Source organism: Variovorax saccharolyticus (assembly GCF_030316765.1).
Classification (GTDB): domain Bacteria; phylum Pseudomonadota; class Gammaproteobacteria; order Burkholderiales; family Burkholderiaceae_C; genus Variovorax; species Variovorax saccharolyticus.
On the sequence record NZ_JASZYT010000006.1, the window covers coordinates 134,195 to 157,212 of the forward strand.

Annotated in this window: 26 protein-coding genes; 14 read left to right on the forward strand and 12 right to left on the reverse strand. The window is 69.5% G+C overall.

From position 1 onward, the window contains the following. Window position 1: 1 nt before the first annotated feature. From QTI45_RS19165 to QTI45_RS19175, 3 genes are read left to right on the forward strand one after another with little or no spacing between them, the layout of a single operon-like run. Window positions 2-514, forward strand: coding sequence for a CinA family protein (locus QTI45_RS19165; protein WP_286655531.1), 513 nt, complete (start codon window positions 2-4; stop codon window positions 512-514). Between the two features lie 16 nt (window positions 515-530). Continuing rightward, the gene (locus QTI45_RS19170; RefSeq protein WP_286372026.1) at window positions 531-1,016 is read left to right on the forward strand and encodes a nuclear transport factor 2 family protein; all 486 of its coding nucleotides are present in this window, start codon (window positions 531-533) and stop codon (window positions 1,014-1,016) included. Window positions 1,017-1,036: 20 nt separating this feature from the next. Further along, window positions 1,037-1,345 (forward strand): GNAT family N-acetyltransferase, encoded by a 309-nt coding sequence (locus QTI45_RS19175; protein WP_286372027.1) that lies wholly within the window; start codon window positions 1,037-1,039, stop codon window positions 1,343-1,345. A gap of 13 nt (window positions 1,346-1,358) precedes the next feature. Here QTI45_RS19175 and QTI45_RS19180 read toward each other — a convergent pair whose 3' ends face one another. The 5 genes from QTI45_RS19180 to QTI45_RS19200 form a co-directional block, all read right to left on the reverse strand. Beyond that, window positions 1,359-1,505 (reverse strand): hypothetical protein, encoded by a 147-nt coding sequence (locus tag QTI45_RS19180; RefSeq protein WP_286372028.1) that lies wholly within the window; start codon window positions 1,503-1,505, stop codon window positions 1,359-1,361. Between the two features lie 61 nt (window positions 1,506-1,566). Further along, window positions 1,567-1,818, reverse strand: a complete 252-nt coding sequence (locus QTI45_RS19185) for a DUF3297 family protein (RefSeq protein ID WP_286372029.1) — start codon at window positions 1,816-1,818, stop codon at window positions 1,567-1,569. Then, complete coding sequence (locus tag QTI45_RS19190; protein WP_286372030.1) at window positions 1,815-2,726, reverse strand: ketopantoate reductase family protein; 912 nt, start codon at window positions 2,724-2,726, stop codon at window positions 1,815-1,817. Before QTI45_RS19190 ends, QTI45_RS19185 begins: the two co-directional genes overlap by 4 nt. A gap of 22 nt (window positions 2,727-2,748) precedes the next feature. Then, window positions 2,749-3,948, reverse strand: coding sequence for an MFS transporter (locus QTI45_RS19195; RefSeq protein ID WP_286372115.1), 1,200 nt, complete (start codon window positions 3,946-3,948; stop codon window positions 2,749-2,751). 223 nt (window positions 3,949-4,171) lie between these two features. Then, a complete protein-coding gene (locus tag QTI45_RS19200) occupies window positions 4,172-4,954 on the reverse strand; it encodes a UPF0149 family protein (protein ID WP_286372031.1) in 783 nt (260 codons plus the stop codon). A 25-nt stretch (window positions 4,955-4,979) separates the two neighbouring features. On the opposite strand from QTI45_RS19200, the gene QTI45_RS19205 reads away from it, so the two are divergent. Together QTI45_RS19205 and QTI45_RS19210 are read left to right on the forward strand one after the other, a co-directional pair. After that, a complete protein-coding gene (locus tag QTI45_RS19205; protein ID WP_286372032.1) occupies window positions 4,980-6,668 on the forward strand; it encodes an FMN-binding glutamate synthase family protein in 1,689 nt (562 codons plus the stop codon). After that, the gene (locus QTI45_RS19210) at window positions 6,665-7,558 is read left to right on the forward strand and encodes a BUD32 family EKC/KEOPS complex subunit (protein ID WP_444813184.1); all 894 of its coding nucleotides are present in this window, start codon (window positions 6,665-6,667) and stop codon (window positions 7,556-7,558) included. Before QTI45_RS19205 ends, QTI45_RS19210 begins: the two co-directional genes overlap by 4 nt. Here QTI45_RS19210 and QTI45_RS19215 read toward each other — a convergent pair. Together QTI45_RS19215 and QTI45_RS19220 are read right to left on the reverse strand one after the other, a co-directional pair. Further along, complete coding sequence (locus QTI45_RS19215) at window positions 7,555-7,998, reverse strand: putative toxin-antitoxin system toxin component, PIN family (RefSeq protein WP_286372034.1); 444 nt, start codon at window positions 7,996-7,998, stop codon at window positions 7,555-7,557. The genes QTI45_RS19210 and QTI45_RS19215 overlap by 4 nt on opposite strands. Next, window positions 7,991-8,695, reverse strand: coding sequence for a glutathione S-transferase N-terminal domain-containing protein (locus QTI45_RS19220; protein ID WP_286372035.1), 705 nt, complete (start codon window positions 8,693-8,695; stop codon window positions 7,991-7,993). The genes QTI45_RS19215 and QTI45_RS19220 overlap by 8 nt, the downstream gene beginning before the upstream one ends. Window positions 8,696-8,798: 103 nt before the next feature. On the opposite strand from QTI45_RS19220, the gene QTI45_RS19225 reads away from it, so the two are divergent. After that, the gene (locus tag QTI45_RS19225) at window positions 8,799-9,830 is read left to right on the forward strand and encodes a methionine synthase (protein ID WP_286372036.1); all 1,032 of its coding nucleotides are present in this window, start codon (window positions 8,799-8,801) and stop codon (window positions 9,828-9,830) included. On the opposite strand, the gene QTI45_RS19230 is transcribed toward QTI45_RS19225, so the two are convergent. Next, complete coding sequence (locus QTI45_RS19230; protein WP_286372037.1) at window positions 9,821-11,062, reverse strand: THUMP domain-containing class I SAM-dependent RNA methyltransferase; 1,242 nt, start codon at window positions 11,060-11,062, stop codon at window positions 9,821-9,823. The genes QTI45_RS19225 and QTI45_RS19230 overlap by 10 nt on opposite strands. Window positions 11,063-11,314: 252 nt before the next feature. On the opposite strand from QTI45_RS19230, the gene QTI45_RS19235 reads away from it, so the two are divergent. The 8 genes from QTI45_RS19235 (at window position 11,315) to QTI45_RS19270 (ending at window position 18,257) form a co-directional block, all read left to right on the forward strand. Then, window positions 11,315-13,051, forward strand: coding sequence for an ATP-binding response regulator (locus QTI45_RS19235; protein ID WP_286372038.1), 1,737 nt, complete (start codon window positions 11,315-11,317; stop codon window positions 13,049-13,051). An 18-nt stretch (window positions 13,052-13,069) separates the two neighbouring features. Then, window positions 13,070-13,672 (forward strand): cytochrome b, encoded by a 603-nt coding sequence (locus QTI45_RS19240; protein ID WP_444813291.1) that lies wholly within the window; start codon window positions 13,070-13,072, stop codon window positions 13,670-13,672. Continuing rightward, window positions 13,669-14,253: a YceI family protein gene (locus tag QTI45_RS19245; protein ID WP_286655533.1), complete on the forward strand. Its 585-nt coding sequence runs from the start codon at window positions 13,669-13,671 to the stop codon at window positions 14,251-14,253. Before QTI45_RS19240 ends, QTI45_RS19245 begins: the two co-directional genes overlap by 4 nt. A gap of 40 nt (window positions 14,254-14,293) precedes the next feature. After that, window positions 14,294-14,911, forward strand: coding sequence for a YceI family protein (locus tag QTI45_RS19250; protein WP_286372041.1), 618 nt, complete (start codon window positions 14,294-14,296; stop codon window positions 14,909-14,911). Between the two features lie 242 nt (window positions 14,912-15,153). Then, the gene (locus tag QTI45_RS19255; RefSeq protein ID WP_286372042.1) at window positions 15,154-15,450 is read left to right on the forward strand and encodes a hypothetical protein; all 297 of its coding nucleotides are present in this window, start codon (window positions 15,154-15,156) and stop codon (window positions 15,448-15,450) included. Window positions 15,451-15,599: 149 nt separating this feature from the next. Continuing rightward, on the forward strand, window positions 15,600-16,904 hold the full coding sequence (locus tag QTI45_RS19260) for an MFS transporter (RefSeq protein WP_286372043.1): 1,305 nt from the start codon (window positions 15,600-15,602) through the stop codon (window positions 16,902-16,904). A 29-nt stretch (window positions 16,905-16,933) separates the two neighbouring features. Further along, the gene (locus QTI45_RS19265) at window positions 16,934-17,635 is read left to right on the forward strand and encodes a Crp/Fnr family transcriptional regulator (RefSeq protein ID WP_286372044.1); all 702 of its coding nucleotides are present in this window, start codon (window positions 16,934-16,936) and stop codon (window positions 17,633-17,635) included. A 67-nt stretch (window positions 17,636-17,702) separates the two neighbouring features. After that, complete coding sequence (locus QTI45_RS19270; RefSeq protein WP_286372045.1) at window positions 17,703-18,257, forward strand: VOC family protein; 555 nt, start codon at window positions 17,703-17,705, stop codon at window positions 18,255-18,257. Between the two features lie 51 nt (window positions 18,258-18,308). On the opposite strand, the gene QTI45_RS19275 is transcribed toward QTI45_RS19270, so the two are convergent. The 4 genes from QTI45_RS19275 to lptA form a co-directional block, all read right to left on the reverse strand. Further along, a complete protein-coding gene (locus QTI45_RS19275; RefSeq protein ID WP_444813190.1) occupies window positions 18,309-19,847 on the reverse strand; it encodes a phospholipase D family protein in 1,539 nt (512 codons plus the stop codon). A gap of 70 nt (window positions 19,848-19,917) precedes the next feature. Further along, window positions 19,918-21,498, reverse strand: coding sequence for an RNA polymerase factor sigma-54 (locus QTI45_RS19280; RefSeq protein ID WP_286372047.1), 1,581 nt, complete (start codon window positions 21,496-21,498; stop codon window positions 19,918-19,920). 13 nt (window positions 21,499-21,511) lie between these two features. Continuing rightward, window positions 21,512-22,288, reverse strand: coding sequence for an LPS export ABC transporter ATP-binding protein (lptB, locus tag QTI45_RS19285; RefSeq protein ID WP_286372048.1), 777 nt, complete (start codon window positions 22,286-22,288; stop codon window positions 21,512-21,514). Between the two features lie 14 nt (window positions 22,289-22,302). Then, the gene (gene lptA, locus QTI45_RS19290) at window positions 22,303-22,974 is read right to left on the reverse strand and encodes a lipopolysaccharide transport periplasmic protein LptA (RefSeq protein WP_286372049.1); all 672 of its coding nucleotides are present in this window, start codon (window positions 22,972-22,974) and stop codon (window positions 22,303-22,305) included. Window positions 22,975-23,018: the final 44 nt, after the last annotated feature.

The window sequence follows — 23,018 nt, forward strand, 5'->3', positions numbered from 1 at the left end:
GATGAACGACAACCCGCCTCCTCTTTCCGACCTCGACGTTCCAGCGCTGGTGCTTCAGCTGGCCGAGTCGCTGCCGCAGAAGGGCTGGATGATGGCCACGGCCGAAAGCTGCACCGGCGGCCTGATCGCCGGCGCCTGCACCGACCTCGCGGGCTCCAGCGTCTGGTTCGAGCGCGGCTTCGTGACCTATTCGAACGAAGCCAAGAGCGAGCTGCTCGGCGTCGACGCCACGCTGATCGAGGCCCATGGCGCGGTCAGCGAGCCGGTGGCCCGGGCGATGGCCGAAGGCGCGGTCGCCCGCTCGCGGGCCCAGGCCTCGGTCGCGGTCACCGGCGTCGCCGGGCCTGCGGGCGGGTCGGCCGAGAAACCGGTCGGCACCGTCTGGTTCGGCTGGTCGGTCGATGGCCGCACACGCACCGAGCGCCGGCGCTTCGACGGCGACCGCGCCGCGGTGCGCGCGGCCACGGTCCACTACGCGCTGCAGGCGCTGGTCGAGATGGTGCGCGGGGCCTGAGCCATTAGGATGCCGCATGCAAAATGAACAGACCTTGCGGCGCTTCTACGACGCCTTCGCCCGGCTCGACGCCGACACCATGGCCGCCTGCTATGCGCCGGATGCGAGCTTCGACGACGAGGCCTTCTCGCTGCGCGGCGCGCGCGAAGTCGGCGGCATGTGGAAGATGCTTTGCAGCGGCACCCGGGCCAAGGGCGCCTCGGTCTGGAAGCTCAGCTACCGCGACGTCGAGGCCGATGCCGCCAGCGGCAAGGCGCACTGGGACGCGCACTATCTCTTCAGCGCCACGGGCCGCATCGTCGACAACGCGATCGACTCGCGCTTCACCTTCACACCCGAAGGCCTGATCGCCACCCAGCGCGACCGCTTCGACTTCTGGCGCTGGTCGCGCCAGGCCCTGGGCGCGCCCGGCCTGCTGCTGGGCTGGTCGCCGATCCTCAAGAACAAGGTGCGCGCCACCGCGGCGGCGAACCTCCAGGCTTTTCTTGCCCGCAACCCCTGAACCCCGACGGACCCCAATCCATGACCGACATCACGATCGCCAACAACCCAGCCGAGCACCGCTATGAGGCACGCATCGAGGGCCAGCTCGCGGGCTACTGCGAATACAACCTGCTGAGCGAGGCCATCATGTTCACCCACACCGAGGTGCTCGAGGCCTTCGAAGGCAAGGGCGTGGGATCGGCGCTTGCCCGGCACGTGCTCGACGAGGCCCGGACCGACGGCAAGCACGTGATCCCGGTCTGCCAGTTCATCGCCGGCTACATCCGCAAGCACCGCGACTACGCCGACCTGGTGCGCCCGGACGTGCAACGGGCATTCAAGATCTGACGAGGCCGGGCGGTCAATCGCAGCGGTAGCTGAGCTCGCCCGTCGGAGCGCCCGCTCCCGCGCCGTCCAGGAAGCGCATCGGGGCGCCGAAGCTGCGGCAGTAGGCCTCGGCATCCTGCACGGTGGGCGACTTGAAGACGCCATCGCCGAGCCGGGTCACGCGCGGCACCGGGCGCGACACACAGCCGACGGCGAGCAGCGCCAGGGCCAGGGCGCAGAGCTCAGTCCTGATAGAAGACCTCGACCTTGCCCTTGAGCTTGATCAGCAGCGGCTTGCCCTTGCGGTCCAGCGTGCGGCCCGCGGGCACCTTGATCCAGCCTTCGCTGATGCAGTATTCCTCGACGTCGGAACGGTCCTTGCCGTTGAAGCGGATGCCGATGTCGCGCTCGAAGACGGCGGCGACGTGGTGCGGGCTGCGCGGGTCGATCGACAGGTGGTCGGGCAGCGGGGGAAGGGGCGTGTTTTCGGTCATGTCTTGAATTTTGCCTCGTCGTTCTTTCGCTCCAGCAGCCTGACCAGCGTGTGCAGCACGCGGTTGACCGGCGTCGCCACGCCCAGCAGCGCGCCGCGCTGGAGGATGTAGCCGTTCAGGTGGTCGATCTCGCTCGCCCGGCCGCGCGCCAGGTCCTGCGCCGTGGACGAATACTGCGTCGGCATGGTCTCGGCGATGCGGCGCACCGCGATGTCCAGACCGGCCGGCAGCCGCACGCCATCGGCCTCGGCGACCGCGACGCACTCGGCCACGATGTCGCGCAGCACCTCGGCCACGCCGACCCCGGCGACGATCCTGCCGTAGGGCAGTTGCGTGATGGCCGACAGGGCGTTGTAGGCGCAATTGAGGATCAGCTTGGCCCACAGCGCGCCGCGCACGTTGTCCGAGATCTCGACCGGGACCCCGGCCTCGGCCAGCGCCTGCGCCAGCGCGCCGCTGCCGGACGACGGCTCGATCACGAGTTCGCCGCGCCCGTGATGCTTCACGTGGCCCGGCCCGGCCATCTCGGTCGCAACGTAGACCACCGCCGCCGCCACCTCCTGCGGCAGCACGCCGCGCAGGCGGTCGGCGTTGTCGACCCCGTTCTGCAGGCACAGCACCAGCGTCTGCGGCGCGAGCCACGGCGCGAGCAGTGCGCCGGCGGCCTCGGTGTCGGTCGACTTGACGCAGAACAGCACCAGTTCGGCGCCCTTCGCCGCGCTCGCCTCGGTGCTGGCCGCCAGCTTGATCCGTTGGTCGAAGTCCGCGGTCTCGAGCCGCAGCCCCTGGCCCAGCACGGCATCGACATGCAGCGCACGCCCGATCAGCACGACCTCATGGCCCTGCCGCGCGAGCATCGCGCCGTAGTAGCAGCCGACCGCGCCGGCGCCCATGACTGCAATCTTCATCACCCCCTCCGATCGATCACCGCTACGAAGACACCCGCTCCGGCCGCGGCGCGGGTGCCGGTGCCGGAAGCATCGCGAAGCCGACGGTCGCAGCCAGCAACAGGGCGGCGATGGTCCCCAGCACCGCGGTGAAGGGCTCCGCGCCATGCGCCACCGCGATGGATGCCGCGACGCCCGTGACCCACTGCATCAGGGCCACGCCGAGGAACATGGCCATCGTGAAGACCGCCATCGCACGGCCCGTGATCGCCGCTGGATAGGCGGCCCGCACGTCGGCGTACTGCCAGACGATGAAGCCCGAAAGCAGCCCGATCGCGATCGTGCCGCCGACGTCGACCCAGGCCTCGGTGAAGAAGCCGATCGCGGCGAACAGCGCAGCGTAGGCCAGGCTGCAGCCGATGATGCGGCGCCGCCGCACCGGGCCCTCGCGGTCGAGCCGGCCGAACAGCGGCGGGCCGACCAGCGAGATCACCGAGACGATCAGCGCGACGTTGCCGCTTTGCACCAGCGTGTAGCCGTGGCGCTCGATCAGCAGCGGCCCGAGCCAGAGCCCGCGCAGCGAGATGAAGGCCGCGTAGGTCACGGCCCCGAGCACCAGGATGCCGAGCGTGTGCGGCAGCGCGAACAGCGCGCCGAACTGGCGCAGCGCCGCGAGCGCCGACTCGCGCGGCTGGCCGCCCGGGCGCGCCGGCTCGCGCACCCAGTGCCAGATCGCCAGCCAGGCCAGCACCGAGACCGCGGCGAGCACGACGAAGCCCATGCGCCAGGAGTGCTCCTGCACCAGCCATGCGAGCGGCGTGCCGGTGATCAGCATGCCGACGCCGCCGATGCCCAGCACCAGGCCCGACACCGAAGCGAAGCGCGCGGCCGGGAAATGGCGCGCGATGAACACCGTGCAGACCAGGAAGGCCGGCGCGCAGCCGACGCCGATCAGCACCTGGCCGGCCACCAGCAGCGTGTAGTCCTTGGAGGCCGCGGACAGCAGGGCGCCGACGATCGCGAGCGGAAAGGCGGTCAGCACGGTGCGGCGCACGCCGTGCAGGTCGATGCCGATGCCCATGAAGAGCTGCATCGCACCGAAGGAGAAATGGAAGGCGGCCGAGAAGATGCCAAGCGCCTGGGCCGAGAGCCTGAACTCGGCCTGCAGCTGGCTGGCCATGATCGCCCCGACGGTGCGGTAGGCCTGGCTGAGCGCGAAGGCGGTGCACAGGGCCAGCACCATGGCCCAGGCGGCGCGCGCCGACAACGCCGACGATCCGGTGCTCAAGCCGCTGGCCCCGCAGATCGAAGGCGATGCCAGCACCAGGAACGGCGACAAACGGCCCCGGCCGGCGCAGCCAGGCCCGTTGGTGGAACACCGCGGAACTGGCTTCGCCAGGCCGCTGGTGTTGCCCCCGGCAGGGGGTGGGCGGCTACACGAAGTGAGCCAACCTGGGGGCGAGCCATCAGATCCCGTGGCACTTCTTGTACTTCTTGCCGCTGCCGCAGGGGCAGGGGTCGTTGCGGCCCGGCGTCGCTTCCTTGCGGATCGTCTCGACGCGCGGCCCCATGCTGCGCCACAACTGGCGCAGGTCGTACACGGCCCAGATCGCGGCGCCGAAGTCGTCCACGCGCTGCTGGCTGACGCTGGGCGGGCCGTCCTCGGCGTACATCGAGAGCGCCGGCTTGCCGGTGTCGTCCTCGGTCAGCGTGACGATGGCGTCGAGCGCCTCGTCGAGCATCTGCGCCGCCTCCTTGTCGCGCGGCGGCGCCCAGTCGTCGGGCCAATTCTCGACCGCATACATGAAGCCCAGCGCCCAGACCTGGGCGAAGGAGGGGATCGCCTCGCCGGCCATCTCGGCGCGCTCCTCTTCGGGCAGCGCCGCGATCGCGCCGCGGGTGTCGAGCACCTCGGGCTGCCAGGTGCGCTCGTCGTCGAGCGACTCCACGTCGGCGTCGAGGCCGGTCTCGATCTCGTGCCAGCGCCGCTTCCAGCGCCAGACGAATTCCATGTGCTGCGCCGGCACGAAGCCCTCGCCCAGCAGCACCGGCCAGTATTCGGCCGGCTCGATCGGCCGCCGGGTGCAGACCAGCGCGGCCATGAAGCCCTCGCAGAATTCCCACTGCGGCGTCTCGTCGTCCTGCTCGCGCAGGGCGTCGAGGACCTGGTCCTGGGCGTCGAAATCGTCGGGGCCGAGCGGGGCCTGCTCGGGCTGTGCGGGGGTCGGGGTGGCGGGCGGAGTGGTCATGGGGTTTAAAGGGCAGCCCTCTATGATGCAGCAAGCTTCCCGGAGACTCACCATTTCGATTTCGACGTTTGCGCCGTTCCCGGCGCGCTACACCGCGTTCGCGCTGTCGGTGGCCGCCCTGGCCGCGAGCCTGGCGGCGGTCCTGGCGGCGCCGGAACGCTGGAGCGGGTGGATCGCCCTGGCCGTCTTCGGCCTGCTCGCCGGTACCGGCGTCCACGATCTGCGGCAAACCCGCCATGCCATCCTGCGCAACTACCCGGTCATCGGTCATCTGCGCTTCCTGCTCGAATACATCCGCCCCGAACTGCGCCAGTACTTCATCGAGAGCGACGCCGAGGCGGCGCCGTTCTCGCGCGCCCAGCGCTCGCTGGTCTACCAGCGCAGCAAGGGCGAGCCCGACAACCGGCCCTTCGGCACCCAGCTCGACGTCTCGCTGTCGGGCTACGAGTGGATCAACCACTCGATGCGCCCGACCCGGCTGGCCGACCACGATTTCCGCATCGTGATCGGCGGCACGCCGAATCCGGCCTCGCCCGCCGGCGAGATCTGCACCCAGCCCTACAGCGCCAGCGTGTTCAACATCTCGGCGATGAGCTTCGGCGCACTGTCGGCCAACGCGATCCTGGCCTTGAACCAGGGCGCCCGCCTCGGCGGCTTCGCGCACGACACCGGCGAGGGCTCGATCTCCTCGCACCACCGCGTGCACGGCGGCGACCTGATCTGGGAGATCGGCTCGGGCTATTTCGGCTGCCGCAACGACGACGGCTCCTTCAGCGAGGAGCGCTTCATCGCCAACGCGCGCGACCCGCAGGTGAAGATGATCGAGATCAAGCTGAGCCAGGGCGCCAAGCCCGGCCACGGCGGCGTGCTGCCGGCGCCCAAGGTGACGGCCGAGATCGCCGCCGCGCGCGGCGTGCCGGTGGGCGTGGACTGCATCTCGCCGTCCTCCCACAGCGCCTTCTCGACGCCGGTCGAGATGATGCATTTCATCGCCCGGCTGCGCGTGCTGTCCGGCGGCAAGCCCTGCGGCTTCAAGTTCTGCCTCGGCCACCCCTGGGAATGGTTCGCGATCGTCAAGGCGATGCAGCAGACCGGCCTGACGCCCGACTTCATCGTGATCGACGGCGCCGAGGGCGGCACCGGCGCGGCGCCGGTGGAGTTCAGCGACCACGTCGGCGCGCCGCTGCAGGAGGGCCTGCTGCTGGTGCACAACACGCTGATCGGCGTCGGCCTGCGCGAGCGCATCAAGATCGGCTGCGCCGGCAAGGTGATCACCGCCTTCGACCTGGCACGCATGATGGCGCTGGGCGCCGACTGGTGCAACGCGGCGCGCGGCTTCATGATGTCGCTGGGCTGCATCCAGGCCCAGGCCTGCCACACCGGCTTCTGCCCGACCGGCGTGACCACCCAGGACCCGGTGCGCCAGCAGGCGCTGGTGGTGCCGACCAAGGCCGACCGGGTGCGCAACTTCCACCGCAGCACGCTGCACGCGCTGCAGGAACTGGTGCAGGCCGCCGGGCTCGACCATCCGCAGCAGATCACGGCCCACCACATCGTGCGGCGCATCTCCGACACCGAGGTGCGGCTGCTCAGCAACCTGGTGATGCAGGTGCAGCCCGGCGCCCTGCTCGGGCCGCTCGACGACCAGCACAACGTCTTCCGCACCTACTGGCCGCTGGCCAGCGCGCGAAGCTTCCAGCCCCTGGCCCTATGAATCCAGCCCGACGAGGCGCCTCCACGCGCGTCCAGATGCGAAAAGGCCTGGCGTCGGCACCGGCGCCGCTGGAGCCGGGCACGCCCGCCCAGCCGGCCGACTACGCCGACTTCCTGCGCGTCACGCTGCCGCAGCAGAGCAAGGCGGTGGCCAGCCATCGCTTCGGCAGCGAGCGCGTCTGGCTCAAGAAGGCCGGGCCGCGCCACGGCAAGCTGCGCTACCACCTGCTGGCGGCGATCGCCGGCACCCTGCGGCTGGACGTGCTGAAGCCGGTGCCGAATCCGGGTGGCGAGGCGGCGATCGCGATCGAGGCCGAGCGGCTGCGGCAGCTCGGCGCCGCCGGCCTGCGCGTGCCGGTGGTGCTGGCCCAGCAGGCCGACGGGCTGCTGATCTCCGACCTCGGGCAGAGCGGGCGGCCCCCGGTGGTGCTGCAGGAGCGGCTCGACCAGGCGGCGGCCGCCGGCCCGGTCGCGCTGCTGGCGACCTGGCGCGAAGGCCTGGCCGCGATCGCGCTCGTGCATGCGCGCCAGACCTACCTGAGCCAGGCCTTCGACCGCAATCTCGTGCAGTGCCCCGACGGCAGCATCGGCTACATCGATTTCGAGGACGACCCGGGCGAGACCCTGCCGCTGGCCGAATGCCAGGCGCGCGACTGGCTCAGCTACCTGCACTCCACCGCGATGCTGGTCGACGCCGCCTCGCCGCATGCGGCCGCCGCGCACTGGCACGAGGCGCTGGACCAGGCCAGCGACGACGTGCGCGACCGGCTGGCGGTCGCGGCGCGGCGCATGCGCTGGCTGCGCCACCTGCCCTCGGGCCGGCGCTGGGGCCGCGACACGCAGCGCGTGCGGGCGGTGGCCAGCCTGCTCGGGCGCTGGTACGGGAACTAGGGGCCAGGCGCGGCCCAGCCCTTCGACACCGGCACGCCGCAGGACGCCAGCCGCTTGCGCATCGCCAGCACCGCGCGGTCCTTGCTCAGCAACCGGGCACCGTGCGCCACCGCGAGGTCGATGAAGACCTGGTCGTCGGGGTCCTTGCAGACGAAGCGCGCTCGCGGCGGAACACCCTCGACCCGACGGGTGCGGGCATCCCAGGCCGCCAGCACGACGTCCGGCTGCAGGCCCCTGGACTGCAGCCGCCGGGCGATCAGCGGGTAGCCGAGCACGCGCGCGAGTTCGTCGCGCATCGCCGCGGTGGCGATCCACTCCAGCTCGCCGTTCGCCAGCGCCGCGGTCAGCGCTTCCTGGCCGGGATCCTCGAACACCAGCAGGTCGAGCGCGATGTTGGTGTCGATGACGACGCCGGCCCGGCCCCGGACCGCTTCAGCCACGCTTCGGGATGCCGAGGCCCGCCACCACCGCGGGCCGCTTCACGAAGGCCTCGAGCACGCGCCTGACGTTCGGGAAATCGGCGATGCCCACCAGGTCGCCGGCCTCGTAGAAGCCGATCAGGTTGCGCACCCACGGGAAGGTCGCGATGTCGGCGATCGTGTAGGCATCGCCCATCAGCCAGGCGCGCCCGGCGAGGCGCTGCTCGAGCACGCCGAGCAGGCGCCGCGATTCGGCCACGTAGCGGTCGCGCGGTCGCTTGTCCTCGTAGTCCTTGCCGGCGAACTTGTTGAAGAAACCGAGCTGGCCGAACATCGGGCCGATGCCGCCCATCTGGAACATCAGCCACTGGATCGTCTCGTAGCGGCCCGCGGCGTCCTGCGGAATGAACTTGCCGGTCTTGTCGGCCAGGTAGATCAGGATGGCGCCCGACTCGAACAAGGCCAGCGGCTCGCCGCCGGGACCGTTCGGGTCGAGGATGGCCGGGATCTTGTTGTTCGGATTGAGCGACAGGAATTCCGGCGAGGTCTGGTCGCCCGATTCGAAGCTGACCAGGTGCGGCTCGTAGGCGAGACCGGTCTCTTCGAGCAGGATCGAGACCTTCACCCCATTGGGCGTCGGCAGCGAATACAGCTGCAGCCGGTCGGGATGGACTGCGGGCCACTTCTTGGTGATCGGGAAGGCGGAGAGGTCTGCCATGTGCGTGCTCGATTGGGAATGACGAAAGCGCGCATTCTCTGCCAGAGCCGGAAAGGGCGTTGTTGGCGTACGCTCGCGACCTGGTTTCGCGGAGGTTTTGCGCATGACCCACCCACTTTTCAGTTCGACCATCGCCGGCAGCCTGCCCAAGCCCGCCTGGCTGGCCGAGACCCGCAAGCTGTGGCCGCAATGGAAGTCCGAGGGCGCCGAGCTCGCGCAGGCCAAGGCCGACGCCACGCTGCTGTGGATCAAGGCGCAGGAGGACGCGGGCCTGGACGTGATCGGCGATGGCGAGCAGTCGCGCCAGCATTTCGTGCACGGCTTCCTGGAGCAGGTCGAAGGCATCGACTTCGAGCACAAGGTGAAGATGGGCATCCGCGACAACCGCTACGACGCGATGGTGCCGCAGGTGGTGTCCGCGCTGCGCCTGAAGGGCCGCGTGCACGCGGCCGAGGCGCGGCTGCTGCGCGCCCACACCGCGCGCCGCATCAAGTTCACCTTGCCCGGCCCGATGACGATCGTCGACACCGTGGCCGACCGCCACTACGGCGACCGCGTGAAGCTGGCGATGGCCTTCGCCGAGCTGCTCAACCGGGAGGCGCTGGCGCTGCAGGCCGACGGCGTCGACATCATCCAGTTCGACGAACCGGCCTTCAACGTCTACATGAAGGACGCCGCCGACTGGGGCGTGCGGGCGCTGGAGCGCGCGGCGCAGGGCCTGGGCTGCACCACGGCCGTCCACATCTGCTATGGCTACGGCATCCAGGCCAACGTGGACTGGAAGGCGACGCTCGGCGAGCAATGGCGGCAGTACGAAGAGGTGTTTCCCGCCCTCGCGAAGAGCCGCATCGACCAGGTCAGCCTGGAATGCTTCCACTCGCACGTGCCGCCGGAACTGATGAAGCTGCTGGACGGCAAGGACGTGATGGTCGGCGTGATCGACGTGGCGAGCGATGTGGTCGAAACGCCCGAGCAGGTCGCCGAGACCATCGGGCAGGCCTTGCAGTACGTGCCCAGGCAGCGCCTGCTGCCCTGCACCAACTGCGGCATGGCGCCGATGGACCGCGACATCGCGCTGAAGAAGCTGCAGGCGCTGGCCGAAGGCGCCGCGCTGGCGCGCAAGCGCTACGGCTGACCCGGCGCCGCCGCCTGCGGCGTGCGTTCGCGCGCCGAGCCGGCCACCATGTCGAAGCGGAACAGGCGGCATTCGATCGGGCCGTTCCACATCGGCACGCGGCGCGATTCCTTCAGCCGCATGCGCTTGGGCAGTTGCAGGTCGGGCGTGAGCATCCAGGCCGTCCAGCCGGCGAAGTTCTTCTTCCAGTGGGAGGCCAGCTGGACGAAGAACTGGCCGCCGTCCTCGGTCTGCGCCTCCTCGCGGCCGCGCGCCACGCCGCCGACCTCGATGCGCTCGCCATAGGGCGGGTTCAGCATGATCACGCCGGATTCCGCCGGCGGCATGCGCTGCAGGGCATCGCCGCCGCGGAACTGGATCGCGGCCGCAACGCCCGCGCGCTCGGCATTCCGCTCGGCGAAATCGACCATGCGGTGCGACACGTCGGAGCCGAAGATCACCGGCGCCCGCTCCACCGCAGGCGGCACGGCCTCGGCTTTCAGCGCCGACCACACATGGGCCTGGAAGGGCAGCAGCTTCTCGAAGCCGAAGCGCCGCAGCGACCCGGCCGCGATGCCGGCGGCGATCTGCGCCGCCTCGATCGCGATCGTGCCGCTGCCGCAGCAGGGGTCGTACAGCGGCGCGTCCGACACCGCGCCGGTCTCGGGGTTCCACCAGCCGCTGGCCGCCAGCATTGCCGCGGCCAGGGTTTCCTTCAAGGGCGCATCGCCCTTGTCCTGCCGCCAGCCGCGCTTGAACAGCGGCTCGCCCGAGGTGTCGATGTAGAGCGTGCAGGTGTCGGTCGTGAGGTGCGCGAAGACGCGGCAGTCGGGCCACTGCGTCTCGATGCTGGGCCGAACGCCGCCCGCCTTGGCGCGGAAGCGGTCGGCGATCGCGTCCTTGATGCGCAGGGTGGCGAAGTTGAGGCTCTGCAGCGGGCTGTGCTGGGCCGTGGTCTCGATCTTGAAGGTCTGCTTCGGGGTGAACCAGATCTCCCAGGCCACACCGCTGGCGATGGCGTAGAGATCGTTCTCGCTGCGGTACGGCGCGTGCGCCAGTTCGATCAGCACGCGCTGGGCCAGCCGGCTGTGGAGATTGAGCTTGAGCGCGTCGCGCCAGTCGGCGCGCACCCGCACGCCGCCGCGCAAGGTGAGCAGGTCCTGCCCCACGCGGCCGGTCAGCGCATGCACTTCCTGCGCCAGGAAATCCTCGACGCCGGCGGCGCAAGGGAGAAAAAGCGAGAGATCGTTCACCCCGCGATTGTCGCCCCGACAAGGCCCCCGGCGGCGGCTTGCTGTTCTATAGTGGACCGGCCGATGAGCCCACCGCCCACACCCGCAAGCCCCCAGGCCTCCGGCCGACGCAGGGCCGCCCCAAGTCGGCCTGCTCCCCCTCAGGGGGCAGCGACACACGAAGCGAGGAGCGTGGGGGCCCAGGCCGACGCCGGGCCGCCCCAAGGCGGCCTGCAACCCCCTCGGGGGGCAGCGACACACGAAGTGAGGAGCGTGGGGGCCACGACCACCGACGGGTTCGCCATCCGCTGCGAGGTGCTGCGGCTCAGCGCCCAGCCCAGCGGACCGGTGCTGCTGTTCCAGTTCCTGCTCGACTGCGGCGTGGCGGGCCTGTTCGCCTGGCGCTATTCGGTGCCGCACGCGCTGGCCTGGATCGCACTGATCGCCGCGACCACCGCCTACCGCGGCTTCTTCCCGCAGCGTCTGCCGACGCCGCTGACCCCCGACAACCTGCAGCCCGCGCTGCGCGAGCACACGCTGCGCATCGCGCTGCACGAAGGGGCCCATGGCCTGGCCGGCATCCTGCTGTTCGATCCGGCGGATTCGACCTCCCAGCTGCTGATCGGGCTGGTGGTGATGGCGATGACCTTGTCCTCGGCCTTCTCGGTGTCCTACTACACGCCGGCCATGCGGCTCGCGATCACGCTGCTGCTGGCGCCGACCATCGCCATGGGCCTGACCGTCGGCGCGCCGCTCATGACGGTGCTGTCGCTGCTGGGCATCGGCCTGCTGGCGATGGTCTGGAAGCTGGTGGCGGAGCGCGCGCGCCAGCTCGAGGAGAACATCGGGCTGCGCCACAACGAGAGCGCCCTGCGCGAGCAGGCGCTGGCCGGCCTGCACGAATCGCAGCAGGCCCAGGCCGAGCGGCTGCGCTTCTTCTCGGCCGCCAACCACGACCTGCGCCAGCCGGTGATGGCGATGGGCCTGCAGGCCGAGGTGCTGCGCCAGCAGCTCAGCGCCGGCGAGGACATGGTCACGGTGCTGGGCACGGTCGCCGCGCTGTCCAGGGCCCAGCAGGCGCTCGAAGGGCTCACCAACCAGCTGCTCGAGATCGGACGCATCGAGGCCGCGGCCGACCCGATCTCGCCGGTGGCGGTCGCCCTGGCGCCGCTGCTGTCCGAATTCGCGCGGCAGGCCGGCAGCGGCCGGGTGCGGGTGCGCTGCCCGGCCGACGCCGTGGTCTGGACCGACCTGGTCGCGCTGCGCCGGATCCTCGGCAACCTGGTCGACAACGCGCTCAAGTTCACGCCCCGGGGCCGCGTGCTGCTGGCCTGCCGCCGGCGCGGCGAGGCCTGGCGGATCGAGGTCCGCGACGCCGGCATCGGCATCGCACCGGAAGCGCAGGAGCGCGTGTTCGGCGACTTCGAGCAGGTCGGCAACATCGAGCGCAACCTGCAGCGCGGCCACGGGCTGGGGCTGGCGATCGTGCGGCGGCTGGCCCTGCGCCTGGGCGTCCAGATGTCGCTGCGCTCGGCGCCGGGACGCGGCTCGGTGTTCGCCTTCGAGCTGCCGGCGGCGCCGCAGGGCGTGCCGCTGGCGCCGGTGCCGGGGGCCGGCGCCGAGACCGCGCCGGAGCCGCAGACGCTGCGCCCGGGCCTGGTCGTGCTGGTGGTCGAGGACAACGCCGTGGTGGCCGACAGCATCTCCGCGCTGCTGCGCCTGTGGGGCGCGCGGCCGCGGGTTTGCGGCAGTGCCGCCGAGGCGCTGGCACTGCCCGACCTGGCAGCCTTCGACATCGCGCTGTGCGACATCCGCCTGCCGGGCCACATCGACGGCATCGCGCTGGCGAAGGAGCTCCAGCGCCGGCGGCCGTCGCTGGCCATCGCGCTGGTCTCGGCCGACATCGACGACGCGACGCAGAAGCTGGCGCTCGATCGCGGCTGGCAGGCGCTGCGCAAGCCCGTGCAGCCGGCCACGCTGCGCGCCCTGCTGCTGCGGTTGCAGCGCTGAAGCGCCTATGCTCTGAGCATGCCCGCCGTGCCCCAGCCCCCCCTGGCCGACGCCCCCGATGCGCCCCGCTACGGGAGGGTGGCGATCGCGCTGCATTGGCTGCTGGCGCTGATGATCCTGGCCTCTTTCGGCGTCGGCCTGTCGATGACCGGGCTGCCTTTCTCGCCGCTGCGCCTCAAGCTCTACAACTGGCACAAGTGGGCCGGCATCACGATCCTGGCGCTGTCGGCGCTGCGCTTGCTGTGGCGGCTGTCGCACGCGCCGCCGCCGCTGCCCGAGCGCATCCGGTCGGCGATGCCCGGCTGGCAGCTGAAAGCGCACCGCGGACTGCACCTGCTGCTCTACCTGCTGTTCTTCGCCGTGCCGCTGCTGGGCTGGGCCTACAGCTCGGCACTGGGCTTCCCGATCGCCTGGCTCGGCCTGCTGCCGCTGCCGGACTTCGTGCCGGTCGACAAGGAGTTCGCCGAGTCGGTGCTGAAGCCGCTGCACCGCGCGGGGGCCTTCAGCCTCGCCGCTGCGGCGGCGGTCCATGCGGCCGCCGCCTTGAAGCATCAGGTGGTCGATCGCGACGGCCTGCTCGACCGCATGTCGCCCTTCACCCGCCGAAATCGCTTCCCATGAATTTCCACTCCCTGGGCCGCCACCTGCTGTGCGCGGCCATGCTCCTGGCCGCCGGCGCCGCGGGCGCCGAACCGGTCCCGGCCGCAAAGCTGCTGCCGGCCCTGTGCCAGATCGTCTTCGTGACCCGGCAGATGGGCGTGCCGGTGGAGGGCTCGTTCAAGAAGTTCGATGCCCAGGTGGCCTTCGATCCGCGCAAGCCCGAAGGCGGCAGCGTGGCACTGCAGATCGACGTCGGCAGCGCCAGCCTGGGCATCCCGCAGAGCGACGCCGAACTGCCCAAGCCGGCCTGGTTCGACAGCCACCGCTTCCCGAAGGCCGAGTTCCAGTCGAACACGATCAAGGCGCTCGGCGGCGGCCGCTTCGAGATCGCAGGCCGGCTGACGATCAAGGGCAGCACGACGGACCTGCTGGTGCCGGTCGAGATCGCGCAGTCCAATGGCCAGTCGACCGCCACCGGAAGCTTTACGATCCAGCGCCTCGCCTACAAGATCGGCGACGGCGAATGGACCGACACCTCGATGGTCGCCGACGACGTCCAGGTCCGCTTCAAGCTGGTGCTGGCCGGGCTCGGTCCGCTGTGAATCCGCCGCTGTCTCCCCACGTTCATCCGAAAGCCTCGTCATGAAAAAACTGCTCACACTCGCCGCGCTGACGACCGCGGCGGCACTGGCCGGCGCCCAGCAGGCGCCCGAAGCGGCGGCCAAGCCGGCCGGCGGCCCGGTCAAGGGTGCCAGCTACGTGGTCGACCCGACCCACACCTTCGTCAACTACGAGATGGGCCACTACGGCACCACCACCAACCGCGGCCGCTTCAGCACCAAGGACGGCATGGTCAAGATCGACCCGTCGGGCACCGGCGCCAGCATCGACATCACGATGGACATCAGCTCCATCAACACCGGCGTCGATCTGCTCAACCGGCACCTGCTGAGCAAGGACTTCTTCAACGTCGCCGAGTTTCCGACCGCGCGCTTCGTCGCCGACAAGGTCGACTTCAGCGGCGACAAGATCACGCAGGTCAACGGCACGCTGACCCTGATGGGGCAGTCACGGCCCGTGCTGCTCAAGGCCAACCGCTTCAACTGCTACCTGAGCCCGCTGATCAACCGCCAGATCTGCGGCGGCGACTTCGAGACCACCGTGGAGCGCAGCCAGTGGGGCATCAGCTGGGGGCTGGCCTTCGGCTTCGAGGACAAGGTCCGGCTGCTGGTGCAGGTCGAGGCGGTCAATATCCAGTGAAGCGGCGGGCAGCGCGATCGACGTTTGCATTCGCGTTGCATTCACCCATGGTTTTCCTTTGGTCGCAGGCGCCGGATCGCTTGATTTGAATCAAGGCGACCGGTTCACGCGGGGAAGTGGCAAACGTACGCTACACCGTAGTCGATCCTCTGCGGATCGGCTGCAGGGAGGCAGAGGCGCGATCCGGTCACGGATCCATCGCCCCGCCGGTATCGTCACACAGCCATAAAAAGGGATTGATCATGAGCGTTGTATTCACCCGCATCGGAACCCCGCTGCCCGGCAAGCAGGCCGAGGCTTTCGAATTCGTCAAGGGCCGCGCCGCCGCAGTCAACAAGGCCTACGGCACCAATGCCGAGGTCCATGTCCGCATCGGCGGCCCGATCGGCCAGATGGTCATGGTGTCCTACCACAAGAGCATCCAGGAACTCGAGGACATCAAGCGCCGCGTCATCGAGGACTCCTCCAGCGGCAAGATCCCGGTGGCACCCGAAGGCATCTTCTCGAGCGTCGAAGACGCCATCTGGCTGACCAAGTAGGCGAGCCCGCCAGCGCGGTCCCGATTCGCCGGCCCGGCTTCCACCGAAGCGCCGGCGAATCTTCGTTTCGAGCCCACGCGGCCGATCCGGGTCAAGAACAAAACCAGCAGGCCACCGAGGCCACTGCCACCATTGAGGCGGGGAGACACATGAAATCACAGAGTTCCATGCGGTGGTACGGCATCACCACGCTGTTCGTCGTCGTTGCCATCTCCTACATCGACCGCATCAACATCGCCATCCTGTTCAACAACGCCGACTTCCTGGAGCACATCGGACTGACGCTCGACGACAAGGGCAGGCAGGGCTTCCTGGCCACCGCCTTCATGCTGGGCTACGGCACCTCGGCCTTCATCTTCACGCCCTTCTGCGCCGCGCTCTTCGGCGTGCGCAACAGCCTGCTCGGCGGACTCCTGATCTGGGGCGGGGTCACGGCGATGTCGCCCTGGTTCGACAGCTACGGCAGCCTGCTGGCGTCGCGGGTCCTGCTCGGCGTCTCCGAAGGCCCGCTCTTCTCGCTCGCCTCCGCCTACATCAAGGCGCATTTCGAAGACCGCGAGAACGGCAAGCCGAATGCCTTCGTGAACATGGGCACCGGCCTCGGCCTGGCCGTCGGCTTCCCGCTGATCAGCCTGATGCTGGTGCACTTCCAGTGGCAGACCTCGTTCTACCTGCTGGGCCTGATGAACGTCGCGCTGGGCATCCCGCTCGTCTTCGCCTTCATCCACATGCCCAAGACCATCGGCAACCAGGCCCGGCCGGAATCCGTCGGCGCCGCCCTCGGCCAGATCCAGGGCATCGTCAAGGGCGCCCTCCAGACGCGCCACCTGCTGCTGATCACGGTGCTCACCTCGGCGGCGCTGGCCTACCTGTGGGGCGCCAGCAACTGGCTGCCCGCCTACCTGGAGCAGGCACGCGGCTTCAGCCGCGCGGAAATGGGCTGGCTCGCCTCCCTGCCGCAATACGCCACGGTGCTGGCGGTCCTGCTCGGAGGCATCCTGCTCGACAGGATCGACCGCCCGCAGGTGCCGCTGGTCTTCATGGCCGCCAGCGTCGGCGTCGCGCTGTCGGTGCTGCTGGCCATCAACGTCGAGGACGGCTACTCGGCCACCTACTGCCTGATCGCCGCCAGCTTCTGCTGGGGCCTGCTGAGCCCGGCCATTCCGAGCACGGTGCAGTACTTCTCACGGCCGGAACACGTTGCCAGCGCCTTCGGCGTGGTCAATGGCACGGGCAGCCTGGTGGCCGGCTTCATGCCGGCGCTGATGGGCATCGTGATCGGCTCGGTTTCCGCCAACACCGACGGATCGGGCGGTGCGGCCGCCGGATTCTTCGCCGGCTTCGCGCTGCTCATCGGCACGCAGGCGATCGTCTTCGCCTGTGGCGGCATCCTCTGGTGGCGCGAACGCAAGAGAAGCCTTCCGCCCGGTGTCGTGCTGGGCGCATCCGGCTGATGGTCGCCAGGTCCCTGGAACCCGCTCGAGTGACAGCCCCCACACAACGCTACCTTGAAATTCTCCGCAACCTGCCTCTGTTCCAGGAGGTCAGGCAGGCGGACCTCGACGCGCTCGCGCCATCGGTTCGAACCGTGCACGCCGAACGCCGGAAGGTGCTCTTCAAGCGAGGCGACCCCTGCGAGGGCTTCCACATGCTGGTATCGGGCAAGGTCAAGCTGTCGCTGGTGTCTTCGCAGGGTGTCGACAAGCCATTGGACATCGTCACTTCCGGCGGCAGCTTCGGAGACATCACGATGCTGCTGGAGCGCCCGTACTACCTGACTGCGCAGGCGCTCGAAGACAGCCTGCTGCTCTACCTTCCGCGCAATGCGATCGTGCGGTTGATCGAGAGCGACAGCCGCTTCGCGATGCGCATGCTCGCCAGCCTGTCGATGCGGATGCGCAACGTGGTCGACGACATCGAATGCTTCTCGCTGCAGCCCCCCGCCGCGCGGCTGGTGACCTACCTGCTGCGCCTGCTGCCACCGGGCAGCATGACGCCCGCCAAGATCGAGCTGTCGATGCACAAGAACGTGGTCGCGGCGCAGCTCAACCTCACGCCGGAGACCCTGTCGCGCTACTTCCGCGAACTGGCCGACCGCGGGCTGCTCAGCCTGGAGGGGCGCACGATCGTGGTCAACGACATCGACCGGCTTGGCGAGTACGTGGCGGATCGAACCAAGCTTTGAGCCGCCGGTCCGGTGGGATCGCCTCGAGGCAGATCCCGCGTTTTTTTATTCCACAGGAGATCATCGAGTGAACTTCTTCAGCGTCTTCTTGCTTGCTGCGTCATTGACGGGTGCAGGCGTTGCCATTGCATCGGACGATTCGCAGACCCAACACGCGAGTACGACGGGCTCGCCGTGGCTGTCTTCCCGGCTGATCACGCCCCACCTGACAGTCAAGAACGTCGCCGCCAGCAAGCAGTTCTACACGCAGACCTTCGGCTTCAAGCTGCGCTACGAAAACCTCAAGGATGGCCTTCCCGTGCACGTCGAGATGGACTATCACGGCGAACTGGCGCTCATGTTCGTGCCGGAGAACGTCGGTGGCCGCCCGACATTGGCGCCGATCTCTTTCGCCGACCCCAGGCAGCACACAGCCTACTTCTACATCTACGTAGACGACGTGGATGCGGTGGCTGCACGTGCGAAGGCTGCGGGGGGAGTGGTGCTCGAGCCGCCCCGCGACGCCCCCTGGGGGGATCGGTTCGCCCTCATCGCGGACATCAACGGTTACCACTGGGGCCTGGCGCAGACCCGAGAACCGGGCTTCCCCACATTCGACCCGCGCAAACGGTCGTCGAAGTGAGTCAAGTCCGCAGCGCCGCCACCTCGGCTCGACGGCCGGCCCGGTGCACTTCTACAGCAGGCTCTCCGGCGCCAGCGGCGCGAGCAGCTCCAGCATCAGGCGGTCCCACAGGTCCGAGTCGGGCTCGACCGTCAGCACCTGGTCAGCCCCGTCTTCCGACGTGACCCATTCGAGTTTTTCGCCGCCTTCGGCGAAACGCACCCGGTAGGCGCCCTGCTGCTTGAGCACGTCGAGCAGCTTCAGGATCTGCTGCGCCAGCTCGGGGCTGGCGATGAAGAGCCCGATCTCGGTGTTGTGGGTGTCCGAGCGCGGATCGAAGTTCATCGAGCCCAGGAACAGCGAGCGCCGATCGAAGATCGCCGCCTTCGCATGCAGGCGGCCGACCTGCGAGCCGAACAGCCCGAGCCGCACGCTGCGCTTGGTGCGCACCGAGCTCAGCTCGTGGATCTCGACGCCCAGCCTCAGCATGTCTGGCCGGTAGCGCCGGTAGCCGGTATGGACCACGGGCTCGTCGGTGGCCGCCAGCGAGTTGGTGACGACGCTGATCCGCACCCCGCGCCCGCGGACCTCGCGCATCACCTCCAGGCCGGCCTTGCCCGGGATCAGGTAGGGCGACACCAGCGTGACTTCGGAGCGCGAGCGCCGCATCTGCTCGATCACGTTGTAGCGCACGCTGTCGACGTCCAGCAGCGGCACACCACCATAGGACGCGGTCTTGCCGATGACGCGGTCGGGCGAGTCGGCATAGGCCTCGGCCACGGTCCAGATCAGGTCGAGCCGGGCGCCGTCCTTGAGCTCCGGCCCGAGCGGCGCGTAGCCCAGCACGTCGTTCGGCGCCGGCGGCCGCGGCGCGATCGTGGTGGCGGGTCCGGTGGCCTGCTCGAAGCGCCGCTGCAGTTCCTCGCGCGGCAGCGAAGAGCTGACCACGCTGCCGATCGGCCGCACGTAGGGGCTGTTCCAGTAGAGGTCGAAGAGGCTGCCCAGGCGCTTAACGAGGGCGCCGGCGACGAAGGTGTCGATGTCGAGGAAGTTGGCGCCCGCGGTCTGCGTGAAGTACTGGCTGCCGATGTTGCGCCCGCCCGCCACCGCCATCGCGCCGTCGGCGATGAAGAGCTTGTTGTGCATCCGCCGGTTCACCCGATCGAAATCGAACAGCGAGCTCGAGAAGCGCTTCAGCATGCTGTCGCGGCCGGCCGGGAAGGGGTTGAACAGCCGCAGCTCGAGGTTCGGCGTCGCGGCCAGCGCCATCAGCAGCTCGTCCTCGCCGGAGGTGTAGAGATCGTCCATCAGCAGCCGCACGCGCACGCCGCGCAGCGCCGCATCACGCAGGTTGCGCAGGAAGTAGCGGCCGGTGTCGTCGTTCTCGATCTGGTAGTACTGGACATCGAGCGTGCGCTCGGCGCGGCGCGCGAGCTGCAGCCGCGTGTCGAGCGCGAAGTCGCCGCCCGCCATGAGCCGGAAGCCGCTCAGATCCGGGTCGGGCGAGGAGGCCTTGACGATGCGCCCCAGCGTGGTCTCGGCCGAGGCCGCGATCGCGCTCGAGGGCTGGCGCTCGAAGTCGGCCGGCAGCATCGCGCAGCCGCTGGCCATGAGGGTCGCGACCACCAGCGCCGCACCGAGCCGCCACCGGCGCGCCAGCAGGCCCGGGGCGCCGCTCATGCTAGAGCGCCTTGCGCAGATTGGCCGGCGCGATGCGCAGCGCCTCGCGGTACTTCGCCACCGTGCGGCGCGCGCATTCGATGCCCTGCTCCTTGAGCATCTCGGAGATCTGGCTGTCCGACAGCGGCTTCTTCAGGTCTTCGGCGCTCACGAACTGCTTGATCAGCGCCCGCACCGCGGTGCTGGAGGCGTTGCCGCCGGTCTCGGTGCCGAGCGCCGAGCCGAAGAAGTACTTGAGCTCGACCGTGCCGTAGGGCGTCGCCATGTACTTGGCGGTGGTCACGCGGCTGATGGTGGATTCGTGCAGGCCGAGCTCGTCGGCGATCTCGCGCAGCACCAGCGGCCGCATCGCGAGCTCGCCGTGCACGAAGAAGCTCTTCTGGCGCTCGACGATCGCGTTCGACACCCTGAGGATGGTGTCGAAGCGCTGCTGGATGTTCTTGATGAACCAGCGCGCCTCCTGCAGCCGCTGCGACAGGGCCTGGCTGCCCTCGCCCTTGTGCTGCTTGAGCGCGCCGGCGTAGATGTCGTGCACCCGCAGCCGCGGCATCACCTCGGGGTTCAGCATGACGCGGAACTTGATGTTGCTGCCGTTGCCGATGCGCGTGACGATCACGTCGGGGATCACCACGTTGCGCTCGACATCGACAAAGCGGCGGCCGGGCTTGGGTTCGAGCCTGGCGATCAGCTGCAGCGCAGCGCGCACTTCTTCCTCGTTGCTGCGCGTGAGGGTCGCCAGCCGCTTGAAGTCGCGCCGCGCCAGCAGCTCCATCGGCTGCTTGCAGATCGCGATCGCGGTCTCGCGCACCTGCGCCTCGTCGGCGTCCTCGTCCGGCCGGGCCAGGGCCCGCAGCTGGATCGTCAGGCACTCGCCAAGGTTGCGCGCGCCCACGCCGACCGGCTCCAGGCTCTGCAGCAGGCCGAGCGCGACCTGGAAGTGATGCACCAGGTCGTCGAACTGGTCGTTGTCGTCGCCGGCCAGGCCCGAAGCCAGCGCCGGCAGCGAATCCTCCAGGTAGCCATCGTCGTTGAGCGACTCGATCAGGAAGCGCAGCGCCGCGCGGTCGGTCTCGCTGAGCCGCAGGCCCAGCGCCTGCCGGTGCAGGAAGGATTGCAGCGACTCCTGGCTGCGCGCCAGCTCGGTGGCGTCGGTGCGCTCGTCGTCGCCCAGGTTGTTGGTGCGCGCGGGGGCATCGCTGCCCCATTCGCTGTCGTCGGGCGCCAGGTCGACTGTGCCGTCGCCCTCCCAGTCGGGCTCGCCGTCGGGCGCATCGGCGGCGGCGGTCTCGGTGTCCGGGCTGGCGACCGCGACTTCGGCCGGGGCCGAGGGGCCGGGCGTGAAGTCGCTGTCGCCTTCGGCCTGCCGGTCCTCGTCGCGCACCGGCGCATCCGCGGTCTCGAGGCCGAACTCCTCGCGCGCCGCCTCCTCGGCGGTGCGCTCGAGGAAGGGGTTGTCGTCGAGCATCTGCTCGACTTCCTGGCTCAGCTCGAGCGTGGAGAGCTGCAGCAGCCGGATCGACTGCTGAAGCTGCGGCGTGAGCGCCAGATGCTGGGAGACGCGAAGCGAAAGCCCCTGCTTCATCGAGATTGGGCTCCTACATCCGGAAATGTTCGCCCAGGTACACGCGTCGTACCTCGGCGTTGTCGACGATCTCCGAAGGCGTGCCTTGTGCCAGCACATGCCCGTCGCTGATGATGAAAGCGTGATCGCAGATGCCCAGCGTTTCGCGCACGTTGTGGTCGGTGATGAGCACGCCGATGCCGCGCTCTTTCAGGAAGCTGATGATCCGCTGGATCTCGATCACCGCGATCGGGTCGATGCCGGCGAAGGGTTCGTCCAGCAGGATGAAGCGCGGCTGGGTCGCCAGCGCACGCGCGATCTCGACCCGGCGGCGCTCGCCGCCCGACAGCGACAGCGCCGGCGAATCGCGCAGGTGGTCGACCCGCAGGTCGGCCAGCAGTTCGGTGAGGCGCTCCTCGATGCGCGCCTTGCCGAGCGAGACCATCCGACCCCGCTCGTCGGGCTCGCTCTGGAGCTCGAGCACGGCGCGCACGTTTTCCTCGACCGTCAGCTTGCGGAAGATCGAGGCCTCCTGCGGCAGGTAGCTCAGGCCCATGCGGGCGCGGCGGTGGATCGGCATGTGGGCGATCGGCTCGCCGTCGATCGTGATCTCGCCGGCGTCGGCCCGCACCAGCCCGACGATCATGTAGAAGGAGGTGGTCTTGCCGGCGCCGTTCGGGCCCAGCAGGCCGACCACTTCGCCCTTTTGCACCGCCAGCGACACGTCCTTGACGACCTTGCGGCTGCCGTAGCTCTTCTGCAGGCTGCGCGCCTCCAGCCGGCTGCCCGGCTGGCCGTCGCTCGCACTCATCCCGGCTGCTTCGATCACTTCTTGGTGTCTCCGCCGAGCGTGGTGGTGGAACGCAGGCTGTTGCCCGGCGCCGGCGTGGCGGCGGGCTTGGCGGCGCCGGCCGGCGGGGTGGCCGGCTTGGGCGTCAGGATCGCCTTCACGCGGCCGCCCGGCTGGGTCGCCACGCCGGCGTTCGGCGGCAGCGACGAGCCATTGACCGTGAAGGTGTCGTTGCTCTGGTCGTAGACGATCAGCGGACCGCTGCTCTCGTCGTTGGGCGTGGCGCCGATCAGGCGCCGCATGACCGCGCGGCGGATGAACTTCACGTTGTCGGCGCGGCTGTCGTACTCGATGACCTCGCCCTCGCCCTCGATCCACTCGTCGGTGCCGGCATTGCGCTTCTGCTTGAAGTAGGCCAGCTTGCCCGGCTCGGCCGTGACGACGCCGTACTGGTAGCCCTCGGGGTCCTGGCGAACGTCGATGCGGGTGCCGCGGATCTGGATCGTGCCCTTGTTCACCACCACGTTGCCGGTGAACACGCTGGTCTGCTTGAGGTCGTCATAGCGCATCGCGTCGGCCTCGATGTTCATCGGCTTGCTCCGGTCGGCCTGCTCGGCCTGGGCCAGCGATGCGGCACCGGCCAGCGCCAGGGCGAGGATCAGCACGCGCGCGGGGCGGCGGGGGGAGTGGGAAGAGGGAGTTGTCATAGAGGCACGAAACTTGCTCTGCATTGTATGCGTCCCAGGGACGC

Excerpts from the sequence above, each read along its gene's own strand:
- QTI45_RS19185 (WP_286372029.1), bottom strand. The coding sequence starts at position 1,818 with ATGACCGAAAACACGCCCCTTCCCCCGCTGCCCGACCACCTGTCGATC.
- QTI45_RS19240 (WP_444813291.1), top strand. The coding sequence starts at position 13,070 with ATGCCCGCCGTGCCCCAGCCCCCCCTGGCCGACGCCCCCGATGCGCCC.
- QTI45_RS19210 (WP_444813184.1), top strand. The coding sequence starts at position 6,665 with ATGAATCCAGCCCGACGAGGCGCCTCCACGCGCGTCCAGATGCGAAAA.
- QTI45_RS19250 (WP_286372041.1), top strand. The coding sequence starts at position 14,294 with ATGAAAAAACTGCTCACACTCGCCGCGCTGACGACCGCGGCGGCACTG.
- QTI45_RS19260 (WP_286372043.1), top strand. The coding sequence starts at position 15,600 with ATGAAATCACAGAGTTCCATGCGGTGGTACGGCATCACCACGCTGTTC.
- QTI45_RS19195 (WP_286372115.1), bottom strand. The coding sequence starts at position 3,948 with ATGGTGCTGGCCCTGTGCACCGCCTTCGCGCTCAGCCAGGCCTACCGC.
- QTI45_RS19170 (WP_286372026.1), top strand. The coding sequence starts at position 531 with ATGCAAAATGAACAGACCTTGCGGCGCTTCTACGACGCCTTCGCCCGG.
- QTI45_RS19175 (WP_286372027.1), top strand. The coding sequence starts at position 1,037 with ATGACCGACATCACGATCGCCAACAACCCAGCCGAGCACCGCTATGAG.
- lptB (WP_286372048.1), bottom strand. The coding sequence starts at position 22,288 with ATGAGTGCGAGCGACGGCCAGCCGGGCAGCCGGCTGGAGGCGCGCAGC.
- QTI45_RS19205 (WP_286372032.1), top strand. The coding sequence starts at position 4,980 with ATGCAGCAAGCTTCCCGGAGACTCACCATTTCGATTTCGACGTTTGCG.
- QTI45_RS19200 (WP_286372031.1), bottom strand. The coding sequence starts at position 4,954 with ATGACCACTCCGCCCGCCACCCCGACCCCCGCACAGCCCGAGCAGGCC.
- QTI45_RS19220 (WP_286372035.1), bottom strand. The coding sequence starts at position 8,695 with ATGGCAGACCTCTCCGCCTTCCCGATCACCAAGAAGTGGCCCGCAGTC.
- QTI45_RS19280 (WP_286372047.1), bottom strand. The coding sequence starts at position 21,498 with ATGAAGCAGGGGCTTTCGCTTCGCGTCTCCCAGCATCTGGCGCTCACG.
- lptA (WP_286372049.1), bottom strand. The coding sequence starts at position 22,974 with ATGACAACTCCCTCTTCCCACTCCCCCCGCCGCCCCGCGCGCGTGCTG.
- QTI45_RS19225 (WP_286372036.1), top strand. The coding sequence starts at position 8,799 with ATGACCCACCCACTTTTCAGTTCGACCATCGCCGGCAGCCTGCCCAAG.
- QTI45_RS19275 (WP_444813190.1), bottom strand. The coding sequence starts at position 19,847 with ATGGCCAGCGGCTGCGCGATGCTGCCGGCCGACTTCGAGCGCCAGCCC.
- QTI45_RS19245 (WP_286655533.1), top strand. The coding sequence starts at position 13,669 with ATGAATTTCCACTCCCTGGGCCGCCACCTGCTGTGCGCGGCCATGCTC.
- QTI45_RS19165 (WP_286655531.1), top strand. The coding sequence starts at position 2 with ATGAACGACAACCCGCCTCCTCTTTCCGACCTCGACGTTCCAGCGCTG.
- QTI45_RS19255 (WP_286372042.1), top strand. The coding sequence starts at position 15,154 with ATGAGCGTTGTATTCACCCGCATCGGAACCCCGCTGCCCGGCAAGCAG.
- QTI45_RS19190 (WP_286372030.1), bottom strand. The coding sequence starts at position 2,726 with ATGAAGATTGCAGTCATGGGCGCCGGCGCGGTCGGCTGCTACTACGGC.